Annotated in this window: 12 protein-coding genes; all 12 read left to right on the top strand. The window is 51.7% G+C overall.

Features of this window, described 5'->3' with window-relative positions; all coding sequences use genetic code 11:
- On the top strand, positions 1 to 509 hold a 509-nt coding region (locus tag B5F29_RS14175), incomplete at its 5' end, for an NADAR family protein (RefSeq protein ID WP_143449167.1).
- Between the two features lie 6 nt (positions 510 to 515).
- A complete protein-coding gene (locus B5F29_RS14170; protein ID WP_087155269.1) occupies positions 516 to 896 on the top strand; it encodes a hypothetical protein in 381 nt (126 codons plus the stop codon).
- 46 nt (positions 897 to 942) lie between these two features.
- Positions 943 to 1,644: a hypothetical protein gene (locus B5F29_RS14165; RefSeq protein ID WP_087155268.1), complete on the top strand. Its 702-nt coding sequence runs from the start codon at positions 943 to 945 to the stop codon at positions 1,642 to 1,644.
- 14 nt (positions 1,645 to 1,658) lie between these two features.
- Positions 1,659 to 1,934, top strand: a complete 276-nt coding sequence (locus B5F29_RS14160) for a hypothetical protein (RefSeq protein ID WP_242955681.1) — start codon at positions 1,659 to 1,661, stop codon at positions 1,932 to 1,934.
- A 13-nt stretch (positions 1,935 to 1,947) separates the two neighbouring features.
- A complete protein-coding gene (locus tag B5F29_RS14155) occupies positions 1,948 to 2,952 on the top strand; it encodes a hypothetical protein (RefSeq protein ID WP_087155267.1) in 1,005 nt (334 codons plus the stop codon).
- Between the two features lie 9 nt (positions 2,953 to 2,961).
- Positions 2,962 to 3,210, top strand: a complete 249-nt coding sequence (locus B5F29_RS14150) for a hypothetical protein (RefSeq protein ID WP_087155266.1) — start codon at positions 2,962 to 2,964, stop codon at positions 3,208 to 3,210.
- Between the two features lie 35 nt (positions 3,211 to 3,245).
- Entirely contained in the window at positions 3,246 to 3,449 is a 204-nt protein-coding gene (locus B5F29_RS16905; protein WP_087155265.1) for a hypothetical protein, read from the top strand.
- A 4-nt stretch (positions 3,450 to 3,453) separates the two neighbouring features.
- A complete protein-coding gene (locus B5F29_RS16900) occupies positions 3,454 to 3,669 on the top strand; it encodes a hypothetical protein (RefSeq protein ID WP_143449166.1) in 216 nt (71 codons plus the stop codon).
- Between the two features lie 42 nt (positions 3,670 to 3,711).
- Positions 3,712 to 8,145 (top strand): suppressor of fused domain protein, encoded by a 4,434-nt coding sequence (locus B5F29_RS17325; protein WP_087155264.1) that lies wholly within the window; start codon positions 3,712 to 3,714, stop codon positions 8,143 to 8,145.
- Between the two features lie 182 nt (positions 8,146 to 8,327).
- The gene (locus B5F29_RS14135; RefSeq protein WP_087155263.1) at positions 8,328 to 8,669 is read left to right on the top strand and encodes a hypothetical protein; all 342 of its coding nucleotides are present in this window, start codon (positions 8,328 to 8,330) and stop codon (positions 8,667 to 8,669) included.
- Between the two features lie 183 nt (positions 8,670 to 8,852).
- Complete coding sequence (locus tag B5F29_RS14130; protein WP_087155262.1) at positions 8,853 to 10,814, top strand: SUV3 family DEAD/DEAH box RNA helicase; 1,962 nt, start codon at positions 8,853 to 8,855, stop codon at positions 10,812 to 10,814.
- On the top strand, positions 10,811 to 12,226 hold the full coding sequence (locus B5F29_RS14125; protein WP_206414221.1) for a Wadjet anti-phage system protein JetA family protein: 1,416 nt from the start codon (positions 10,811 to 10,813) through the stop codon (positions 12,224 to 12,226). Before B5F29_RS14130 ends, B5F29_RS14125 begins: the two co-directional genes overlap by 4 nt.
- Positions 12,227 to 12,230: the final 4 nt, after the last annotated feature.

The raw sequence follows: 12,230 nt of genomic DNA, 5'->3' as shown, positions 1-12,230 counted from the left end.
AGCCTTCCGAGGACGGCCAGCTGACAAAAAGCTGCCTCAGCCAGTGGTGGATGGAGGATTTCTGGTCCATTACCAATACCTATCTTTGTATGGAGCAGTATATGATGGCGGCCAAGGCGGAGCTCTTTGGCGATAATGAAATCCAGGAGCAGATATTGAAGTGTAGTGACCCTAAACAGATCAAGGCCCTGGGCCGCAAGGTGCGGGGTTTTGATCAGAAGGTGTGGGACAAGTTCAAATACGCCATTGTATTGAATGGCAACTGGTGCAAATTCAGCCAGAACCGCGACCTGCGCGAATTTCTTCTCTCCACCGGAGATAATATGCTGGTGGAGGCCAGTCCCTATGATAACATCTGGGGTATTCGTCTCGCAGCCAGCTCCCCCGAGGCTCAGGACCCGATGAAGTGGCGGGGGCAAAACCTGCTGGGCTTTGCTCTAATGGAAGTACGGGACGAGCTGCGCCGGGTCACGCAGAATGAAATGTTGTGCGACTGGAACGCAGTCTGAGGTAAAATGATGGAATTATTTGCAAAAAGAATGACTTGGGAGCTGGACAATGATAAAGGGCTGTCCTGCCTGTTCTTTGAATGGGAGGATGGTTGCTTTACACTCTCCCGCAAGACCGGCGCGGACGCACTCCGCTTGGAAATGAATGATCCAGCCAATGGTCAGTTGATTGACCCGGACTGTTTTGAATATGCCCTTGATAATACCAGTTTTTGTCTAAATATCGTGCGGAACAACCGAAAGGTTCTGCGGTATCTGGAAGAACACCACATCAATACGGAGTTGTATGGAGAAATCGTCCTTCACTACATTCCTCTCAGCAAGCCAGAATTTGAAACAGTATCTGCTGTGATTCATAGGCTGTTTTTCGGTGAACTGCTTTTTTAGGCGGAAACAGAAGTGTCGTTGGCAGAAATCATGTGAGGGGATAACTATGGTTAAAATTTATCGTATTTGGTTCAATACGGAGAGAATGGACAGAGAGGATCACTACAAAATCACATTATTCAGTCGCCCTCGTGTATCTATTCATGTGGACGAGTACATTTGGAGTTTCATCGAAGAAAACATTGTGAAGCCACACAAGCTTATGCGCAGTGAGAAGCATGGGTATCTGTTGAACATTTCGTTTGACCAGTTTGACCCGGCAAAACACCGATATTTTCCGCTTTCCCCATACAACGGTCCGCTTCGGGAAGGGGTCGAGATGGACAGCGCAAACAGAAGCTATTTCCGCGAGGATTTTGCAGGCGGCATGAATCGGACTACCTGGTTCTCTCCCAATAAAATATGGACAAACTGCGGCGACAAGGTTCTGAATGTGGACATCAAAGCTGCCAGCGTGAGCGAGAATATTACCCCCAGAGAATACACAGATTTGCTTTTCGATGGAATTGGAGCGGCCTTGGTGTTCAATTTCAAAAGGCTCAAGCGCGAGGAGTTTGATGGGCTGAAGCCCAAGATTGACTGGAGCATCGTAGAAAGCTTCCCCTTTCCCGCACCCTTTGAGGAACAGCGGTACATTGGGGATGGTGGCAAAATTCATGTATATTCCTGGGATGGCCGACAGAAAAAGACTCTTGTAGGCCCCTATTCCGTGCGAGAGTTATATCTGGAGCATTTCGGAGAATCGTGAGGAGGAATTTTGCTGTGCAAAGCTGGTCCAGAATGGATTTTGGCACTGGAAAGATCATCTTTCTGGATATCACACAAAAAGAAGATATGCTGCAAGTGGAATATCTGAACGGTTTTCTGCTGGATATGGGCTGGTATCAGGACCGGTACATCATTTCTATCATTCAAAATTTTGATTGGACGCATCCAGTCCAGCAGTATGAAACGGCAGAAAGGAATCAGCTTCCCGCGCTGTTAACGGAGGCGGTATGCTTTGTGGAAAAAGAATCCCAGCCTGCCGGAGCAAATTGAAAGGGGACTTGCTATGAACGAGAATTTATTTCGCCCACAATTTGATAAATTAATACTGTCCGATAAGCTCTGGATGATGCAGACCCTGGCGGCTCGTTACAATTTGACATTCAAGGAACTATACGCCTTTTCCCGCTGGGGGCAAAGCTGCACCACCGGTCTATTTGAAAGAGGCGGCCGGGAGTTTGTCTTTGTCCCTGGCGATACCGTGACGCTTGGCTGGGAGGGCTTTGTCCAAGGGATGGACAAGGCCAACCGAGAGGAACTGGCGGATATTTTTGCAGAAATCGAATATGAGGGCACTGCGGAGGAATTTCTAAGGCAAGGCATGGCCCCAGTACGCCAGGTGACCATCGGCCCCATGTTCGTGGGCAGAAAACTGGAGGAGATCGGCTGGGAAAGCGTATCCATGAACGACCCCCGCATCACCGCTCACCCGGACTGGCTGGAGAGCCTGCAGAAGTTGGCGGGCCGGAACAGCCAGAGCCTTGAGATCCACCAAACGGCCCGCTTTGAACGCAATGGTGATAGCTGGCGGGCGTGGCTGTGCCATCCAATGGCCTACCCGGAGTTTCAGCGGTCCCTATTGTGGGAGCTGGCAGCCAGCCTTCCCACGCCAGATGAGTGGGCCTATCTGTGCGGAGGCGGATGCCGCACCCTGTTTCCCTGGGGGGATGGACTGGACTACTCCATGCATCTGCACCACTTTGAAAGTGAGGAAGATCAGGGCAAGCCATATGACATGGAGCAGCCCAACTTCTTTGGCCTGTCTATCGCCTACGACCCCTATAAACGGGAGCTGGTAGACGGGAAAACATTGACCACCTGCGGCGGCGACGGAGGCTGCAATATCTGCGGCGGCATGGGACCTTTGCTTGGATATTTGCCTTGTTCCCCTCACTGCAAACCGGAGGTTCGGGAGGATAACGAGATCCACAATGACTATGATTTTTTCCGTCCTGTTATCCGGGTGCAGACATCCGGGTGGAGAATGGGTTCGCCCGGAGATGAGAGGTGATATTGTCAAATGATCGAAGCAATTATGAAAATCCATACCAATTCTTCTTCGGTTACATTTGAATGTGATGATGCTGCCATTACTGGAAACGGTGAGTTTCGGGCTTCATCAGGAAAAGTGGATGGTTTTATCCTGTATGCCGACACTTTGCAGTATGAAAACGGGGCGAAGCTTTCACGGGATGAACAGGAAAATCTGAAGTGCCTGTATCAGCACTTTGTATTGAACCATGAAGATTTCATAGACTGGGATATTTGAAAAGAGATTTCTCCATGAAAAGGGAGGCATAATGGATGATATATAAGTTTACGGAAGTATTAAACGATCTTGTCAATTATTTTATTCTTGGTGACATTTTACTGCTGGAAAACTGGAAGCAGGTAAATCATCTTTCAGATGATTTGGCGACGGAGTTTACCACAAACGAAAGCGGCGACAGGGTCTTGGCCGAAGGAATTGTAATTCCAATGACCGGTATTGCAACAGTTTACGTCTGAAAAGGTGAAAGATCTGATTTCTTATTATAGAGTGCATAATAAGCCGATGATTGAGCTTGCAAATGGCTGGTATCATATCGAGATTTTGGGCGGAGAAACCTTGCAGGACGGGGACTATGAACCAACATTTGAATTTTTGATACAACCAGCAGCGAATGAAGAAGCAACCATAAATACGGATATGAATTTTAGTTTTGAAATTACAAGCTCTGCTTATTAAGAGAAACCTATTTGACCGAAAAATGAAAAAGGAGGCCGTGATATGGATTTATTGAAACAATGCCGGCAGTGGTTTGAACAGAATGAAATTCAGAAGGTGATGGATGCTCTGGAGGCCATCCCCGCCGGGGAGCGTACCCCAGAGCTGGACAGCGAGCTGGCCAAGGCGTATATTGGCGCGGCAGAAATCGGAGAGGCAGGACGGGTGCTGTATGAAAAGGCTCTGGAGCTTCTGGCTCCCCATGAGGAGTATTTTGCAGGCGATCACTGCTGGAATTACCGGATCGCTTCCGCTTACTATTACCTGGATGAGGAAGGCCCCGCCCTGCGTTACTTTGAAAAAGCCCTGAAAGCCCGCCCCGGAGACAAAGATACCCAGGAGTACATAGACGATTGCCGCCGCCGTTTGTCCCTGCCCCGGTTTGAAAAGAACTTCCGGGAAAAGACGCAGGAATCGTGGGCAGCCTTTACTCAGATCGAAGGGTCGCTGCGTCAAATCATGGATACCGACAAAATGCACCAGCGCGGCGAGGAACTGATTGAAAAATGCAGCAGCGCTCTCAAACCTGCCCTGCGGGATACAGCTTTTGAGTTGGGCTTCAATGGAGAAAAATATGAACTGATCCTCAGTCCGGAGGGCCTTCGCTCCCGCCTGTTCCCGCTCGTGTACTTCCAGAAGCAGGCCCCGGAAGCGGTGCTTGAGCATTGGAATATCTGGGTAGGCCGTCAGCCCTGCGAGGGGTTCGAGCTGCGGGCTGGAGAGATCGAAGTTCGGGCTGAGGATGTGCAGATGTGGGCAGAGGAAACAGAGGATCAGCGGGTGAGCCTGATCCTCTGCTGCGAAAAGCTGACGCCGCTTTTGAAAGAGGATACGGACCGGGTTTGGTGGGCGCTTTCTATGCTGGTGGATCAAACCATCGGAGAAGTTTCCGCTATCGCTTTTGTTGCTGGGTTTGATGTTTATGCTCAGCCAAAAGGCGAACCGGCCATGCTCCTTTCCCAACTGCCGGAGCTGCTGCAAAGCATGGGACTCTCCCTCTGGAGGAATGGCAGCGACTATCTGGAAAACAGTTATCTTGCCTATGAACTGGAACCGGTAAAAGATCCGGAGGCCGACTGGCGGCTGGATGTCTATACCGGCACCTGCCGTCTGCCGGTGCTCATCAACGACTACCTGGGTGCCCGCAGTGATGTGGTGGACGAGTATCATCGGGACGGCATTGCAGCCGGTTTCCTCTGTTATCCCCTGGCGGGCTTTACCGGCGAGGAGCGAAGCAAAAATATCCTGGATTTCCGGGATGCGCTGCAAGAGGCAATTTTGAACCAAGCCGGAGCGGAAGCCGTGACCTTCCTGGGCGGAGCCACCGGACTGTATCATGGGTATCTGGATTTCATCGCCTGGGATCTGTCTGCTGTACTAACAGCGGCGCAGGCATTCTTTGAGGGGAGCGATCTGCCCTATGCTCACTTCCACGCTTTCCGGCGGGATGTGGGCGGTGTGCCGCTGCTGGATGAGAAGGAACCGGAGCCTGATATTCATGAGGAAACCGGCTCCCTGCTCTCGGAAGAGGACATTGAAACGCTGGAATCCTTTGATGAAGGAGTTTCCGGCTATTTTGGAAAAATGCTCCGCTGGCTGGAGGATTTTATTAAAAACGGCGTAGAAGAAGGAAAATTCACCGAAAAACAGGCACACCAGGATTTGCAGATCGCTCTCTGGTACGCCTTCGCCTGCAACAATCTGGACGACTACATCCATTACTATCAGGCAGCCCAGTGGATGAAGGATTCGGAATCCAACGCCGCAGGCTGCGCTACCTGGTACTACCGGTATTCTGTGGCGCTGATGTACTGCGGCAGGCTGGAAGAAGCACTGGAATATGCGGAGCGGGGCATTCAGGAGGAGCCGGACTATCCCTGGATCTGGCTGCAAGTGGGCAAACTGCGGGCGTATTTTGGTGATAAAGTTGGTGCGCTGGATGCCGTCAAACAAGGATTGGAACTGGAACCGGGGGATTATGAGTTCCTGACCTTGCGGCAGGAGATCAAATCCGGAGCCACCCTGGAACAGATGGAATACCATTGGATCGACCCTGGCGCTGACCAAACGCTCCAGCAGGGACTGGACAAGGATGCGGATGACAAACAACGCGCCTTGGCATGCATTCTAGTGGACGAAGCTGGACTTGCCGAATTTTACGAGCTGTTCTGCCCAGAGCGGTATGGCTATGAGAAAAATTCCCCCTGCTGTGAATTTCAATATCCGGTGAAGGAACATCTTGTGGAGCTTTCTTTCCGTATGAACGAAGCCGGACTCTCTAAGATGGGAACTGACTGGCTGCGGCAGCTCAAGGAACGGCTGGACAGCGGGGAATGGCTGAACCACACCCCTGAAGGAGAACCAGAGGGCATCCTGATAGCGGTGTTTGTGGATCAGACCCGACGTATTGGTCTTGTCTACCAACAGCCGGGAGACGACCAGTATTTTCAGCTTTTTCTGAACCCAGACTTAACAAAGGCGGATGCCATCTGGTCCTCGACGGGAAATAGGGAACCGGAGGTTTATACGGAGGATGAGATGGCTGCGATAGAGCAGCATATCAAAAACACCTTTGGTGAGTTTGAGAATGTGTTCCATGAGCTGGTTTCCCCCGACATCCATGTGGACATCTGCGTTGTTTCACCTTCTGAGGAGCGGGACTATTGCACACTGGTGACGATCGGCATGGGCGCTCACCGGATGAATGTGCCGGAGGAACTGGCGGAATACAAGCTGGAGCGGGCGGAGCTGGCTATCGCGCTGCCGCCGGACTGGAAACTGGATGAGGAATCCCTGAAGGAGGAGCGGTGGTACTGGCCTATTGGTCTCTTGAAGGTGCTGGCCCGTCTGCCCATCGCCGGCGATACCTGGCTGGGCTTTGGCCATACGATGGACAAGCAATCGCCTTTTGCAGAGAACACGAAGCTCAGAGCCGCTATTCTGACCGGTCCCCAGGGCGTGGAGAAAGGCGGCGAGGTCTGCACTTTGCCGGACGGCGAGGAGATCAACTTCTATCAGGTGATCCCTCTCTATCAGAATGAAATGGAATATAAGATGGAGCATGACGCGGACGCTCTGCTGAAAAAGATGGCAGGCATCAGTTTTGTCGTAAATCCTACCCGCCAGAGTGCCATCACCAGAGGTGCCCTTTGTACAGATGATTTTGACGGTGAAATGGATGACGCAGCCCGGCACCTGGAATCCGTTCGGGAAAAGAAATTGCCGGTGGATGAAATCAATGCCTACAACCACATGGCAATTTATCTGCGGTGGTGCATGGAGCATGACCTGATGAGCGTGGAATTTATGGAGCGGTACTGGGAGCAGGTGCAGCCGTTTATGGCGGATCTGAGCCGCGCCGATCTGCGTGGCTTTATCCGGGACCAGCTGAAAGGACAGCTCTTTGGGGCGCTGTTCAACAAGGAGGGGGCAGCCTTTGCCGGATACTACTATGGGGAGGCGGACAGCCCTTATTTCCCCAGCGACATTGACAACTATGCGTTGGAATATTTTGGATCAGAGCAATATTATTCCGATAAGTTCCAGGATGAAGCCTATCTGTTTATTCCCTTTGATGAGAACTATTATCAGGCTATGGCAAAAGTCATAGAAAAGCGGTTCGTCAACTGGCAGGGACAGGATTTCGATGAGGACACTTTGGAGCCTTCGGAACTTGCTGAAGCCATGATGGAATATCTGGATTGTGAATGTACCTATTTCCCCTCGATGACGGACGATGATCCCATCATGTCGGCATACAACTATGCCAAACGAGAAAGTGTCAAAGAGGGATTTGTGCCGGTTCTGATTAAGGCGGATGACGAAATCCTGTGGGAATGCCTGATTATGAATTCTGACCCGGACAGCGACGGCGAGGACGACTATGCTTTCGACCCAGACAAAGTTGCCGAATACCGGAAGAAAATGCTCTCAGCCCCCATCAAGAACAGTAAGGCAGTTCTGGAGAAAATGATTGGGCAGCGCAAAGAAGAAGCCGAGGATGACGATATGGACTGGGATGAGGATGTCCTGGGCGAGATGGAGGGCGGATACGATAACCGTCGCTTTTCAAGCTACTGGAATTCCAACAACAATATGACCTATCCTCTCATTCTGGCTAAAATCCCAGTGAAGAACCCTTGGGAGATCTTTGCCTACCTGCCCTTCGGCAACTGGAACGAGTGCCCCGATACGCCGGAGCTGATGGCCGTGGCAAAATACTGGTTTGAGAAACATGGCGCAATCCCTGCGGCTATGAGCCACGACGAGCTGGAGTTCCTGCTCCCTGCTCCCATTTCCCAAGATCAGGCTATGGAATTGGCCGTAGAGCAGTACGGTTTCTGCCCGGACATCGTGGATCAGGAGGACGACCCGACAGTGGGCGCTCTGGCCGATGTGCTGCGGCAGTCCATTGTCTGGTACTTCTGGTGGGATTGATGAGGACGAAGCAGGCTGCCATTCTATCTTCTGCATCCCTGTTTCTGGATCTATAACAGGCTTTCCATTTTTGCATTTTAAACGGACTTTTCGAAATTTTTCTTCTCTGTAAATTGTCTATACTATAACAAGGAAAATTCGGGGAAATATAAAATGCATTTACAGGAAAGGAGAAGAAGAAAATGAAAAAGATAAAAATTTTTGCAGCCGCAATCATCGCCGTTCTGTTCCTCAGCGGCTGCACTGCGGAAGACACGGTTCCTCCTTCTGAAACAGACGCCGGTTCCCAGACGGACCAGGAGAGTGTGCAGGAGGATGCTTTTCAGGAAACGGATGAAGAAACCGAAACGTGGATCAGCCGGGTTACAGAACTGATGGGATCGGAACCCGTCTATGATGGAGAATCTTCGGAAGGCGGAAGCCAAAACTGGAAATGGATTGCGGATGGTTTTTCGGCATCCATTTACCGTATGAAAGATATTCTGACGTTATATCTTCAGCCGGCCGTAGGAGAATTAAATTAGAGGTTATTGCATGGCAGGGGTTGTTGCACGGCAGTGCAGCAGCCCCGTTTTGAATTCTGAAAAAAATTCCCACAATCCATACAATTTGTTATATACTAAAAATATTGGTGCGGCGGCAGAAAGAGAGCCGTCCGCGGAGGGAATCCTGCAGAAGCGGAATCCCATACATACGAGGGAGGATTCATGGTACAAAAAGATAAACTGGTGCAGCTGTACTTTTCAGAGTATAAGGAAAGCGCCAAAAAGCTGAAGAAGAAAAACACGGACGGAAAGAAGACGTATGAGAGACGGATCAGAAGTCTGTCCCACGAACTGCAGAATTCCAGTTCAAAAAAAATCACACAGGTGCGTCTGGAGGACTATCACCGGCAGATCAGGAATCTTTCCTACTACGCGTTCCGGCAGGACAACCAGATCGCCGTCATGAGGATCCGGGATTTTCTGCTTCCGGAACTGGTGCGCCTGGATCTGGCGCTTCTGGATGAGGAAGAGCAGGAAATCATCACGACAAAATTCCTGGATTACCTGCGGACGGAGATGCCGGGGAAAATCTGTATCCGGACGCTGAGAGACCTGTGCAGGCACTATTCGGAATACGGAGTCAGGGGCCAGATTATCGATCTCGTGCCCACCCGGCCGGAGATGGAGTTTCCGGAGGCTCTGGAGATGGAGCGGAAGTTTATCCTGCACGTCGGGCCTACTAACTGCGGAAAGACGTTCCACGCGCTGGAGCGTCTCAGGGAGGCGGAGCACGGCGTTTATCTTGGACCGCTGCGTCTGCTGGCGCTGGAGGTCTACGAAAAGATGAAAGATTTTGGGCTGGCCTGTACGATGCTGACCGGAGAAGAGTGCATCCGGGAGGACGGAAGCCGGGTGGTGTCGTCTACGATTGAGATGCTGGACATCGACCAGACGTATGATGTGGCAGTGATCGACGAAGCGCAGATGATCGCGGACGAAGACAGGGGACATTCCTGGACAAGGGCGATCCTGGGCGTAAAGGCTTCGGAGATCCATATCTGTATGAGTCCTGCGGCGGAAGAAGTGATCACGCATCTGATTACGCTTTGCCATGACTCCTATGAAATCCGCAGATACGAACGCATGACCAGCCTGGAATGCGAGGATGTGCCGTTCCGGTTCCCGGAAGACGTACAGCAGGGGGACGCGCTGATCGTGTTTACCAAGAGGGCGGTGCTGGATATCGCAGGGAGGCTGGAAGCGTCGGGCAGGAAGGCGAGCGTGGTATACGGAAGCCTGCCTCCGGAGATCCGCCGCCGTCAGATTAAACTTTTTACGGAAGGGAAGACGAAAGTAGTCGTCTCCACGGACGCAATCGGCATGGGACTCAACCTGCCGGTGCGCCGGATCGTTTTTATGCAGACGGATAAATTCGACGGCAAGAGCCGCCGCCCCTTAAACGTCTCTGAAGTAAAGCAGATCGCGGGGAGAGCAGGGCGGTACGGGATGTATGACACCGGGTACGTCAACGCCATGGGAGGGGAGGCTCTGGACTATATCCGTGCGCAGTTCGAAAATACAGAGCCGAAGATCAGCCGGGTGAGCCTGGGATTCCCTCATGTGCTGCTGGATATGGCAGAGCCGCTGAATACGATCCTGAAAATATGGAAATCGGTAGAGCCGGAGCCGCCGTTTGAGAAGATCAGCATCGACGAGATTCTGTTTCTGTATGAGCGGGCGTACAAGGCGCGGGAGGATATCGACGGCTTTGAGGACAAGCATACGCTGTACCGGATGCTGACCTGCTCCATCGATATTAAGAACCGGGATATCGTATGGCTTTGGCTGTATTATTGCCAGACCTACACGGCGGATATCTGCCTGGATTTTCCTACGCTGGAAATGTGTACGGACGCCGGGCTGATGAAATATGAGACCTATTACAAAATGCTGGATCTCTATCATCAGTTTTCCAACCGGATCGGGAAAAACATGGATGTGGAGCGGCTGGAGCTGGAAAGAGAGAAAACCGAGGACCGGATTATGAGGTATCTGGTGAGGGACAAGAAGAATTATATCCAGAAGTGCAAATACTGCGGGCGGACACTGCCGCTCGGGTATGAATTCCGGGTATGCGACCAGTGTTTTGCTGCGAGCAGGAACAGGAAAGGAAGAAGCCGATGAGTCTGATGGGAAAGATCCCGCCGGATTTTTATAAACTATTTGCAAGTAAATACATGGGATATTATGTGTCTTTCCTGGTGGCAGTTCATGAAGAAAGCAGCAGATCCTATTCTGTGCTGGGGCTGACCGAACAGGAATGCCGGGCAGTCATCAATGAAAAACTGACGGAGACCACGATTGACTGGGATCAGGACCGGTTCGACGAAGAAGGCGAGCTTCTGACCCGCAGCAATATGGCTTCCGTTTGCCTGGGACATTTTGTGGACTGGGGATGGCTCCGGAGAGACTTTGACGAGACATTGAACAGCTATGTGCTGTCCTTTCCTGAATACAGCCGCCTGTTCGTGGAACTGTTCCAGAAACTGTCCAGCGAAGAGGACGGGGCGGAGAGGGAGAGTGTGCTGGCGGTCTACAGTTATCTGTTTACCTACAGTTCAGATCCGGAGAAAAATAATGAGATGTTAAAGAGCGCCTGGAAAACTTCCCGGCGCCTGACGCAGATGCTTTCCAATATGCAGGAAGGCATGCGGGGATATTTTGATGAATTATCCAGGAAAAAAGATTTCCGGGGGATTCAGGAGGTTCTGGTCAAAGAGATTAATAATACGGACAGCCGCAGATATGCGATCCTGACCACTACGGACAGCTTTTACCGGTACAAAGAGGCCGTGAAGGAGCTGATCGACCGGAATCTGCGGGAAAATGAACTCCGGCGCCAGGAACTGGAGCTGAGGCGGGGAGAAGAGCCGGAGGGGACTCCCGCGGCGGCGAGAGCCGAAAGGGCTGTGGAGCTTTGTACAGAAGCGATGGACCTGCTTTATCAGATTGAGAGGGAATTCGATGTACTGGAGCGCAGGTACAACCAGCTGATTGAGCAGAAAACGGTATTTGCGGGACGCGCGGCGGCGCGTATCCGCTACCTTCTGCAGGAGGGAGCGCAGGAGGAGGACCAGACGGTCCTGCTGGTCAACCTTCTGGACCATGGGAAACGGAAAGAAGAACTGCTGGAGGAACTGGCGGCGCGTATGAAGGTCACGTCGTCCTACCGGGTGATTACGGAGAAGAGCTTTTACAGCCGGAGAGACAAGGAGAAAGAGGCGTTTTTGCCTGGGGCGGTGGCAGAAGCGCCTCAGGCCGAAAAAGAGGAACTGGGAGAGTTCGTCCTGCGCCCGCTTTACACGGGAAAGGAACTTCGTGATTTCTGGAACCGCAGCCAGAAGGACGGCGTGTTCCGGGCCGGAAAAGATACGGTCCGGTCCATGGAGGATCTGGAAAAACTGTTTTTCATATGGCAGGAAATGACGGAACAGTCGGAAGGACGCCAGGAGATCGAGATCGGGGAAGAAGTGGAGACGGAAGAAGGATTCCGTTTCTCTTCCCTGACCGTAAAGAATGCAGATCGGAGGAAATGACGGC

It is taken from the genome of Lachnoclostridium sp. An196, assembly GCF_002160135.1.
Lineage (GTDB): Bacteria > Bacillota > Clostridia > Lachnospirales > Lachnospiraceae > Hominiventricola > Hominiventricola avistercoris.
This window is presented reverse-complemented; position numbering and strand designations above follow the sequence as displayed.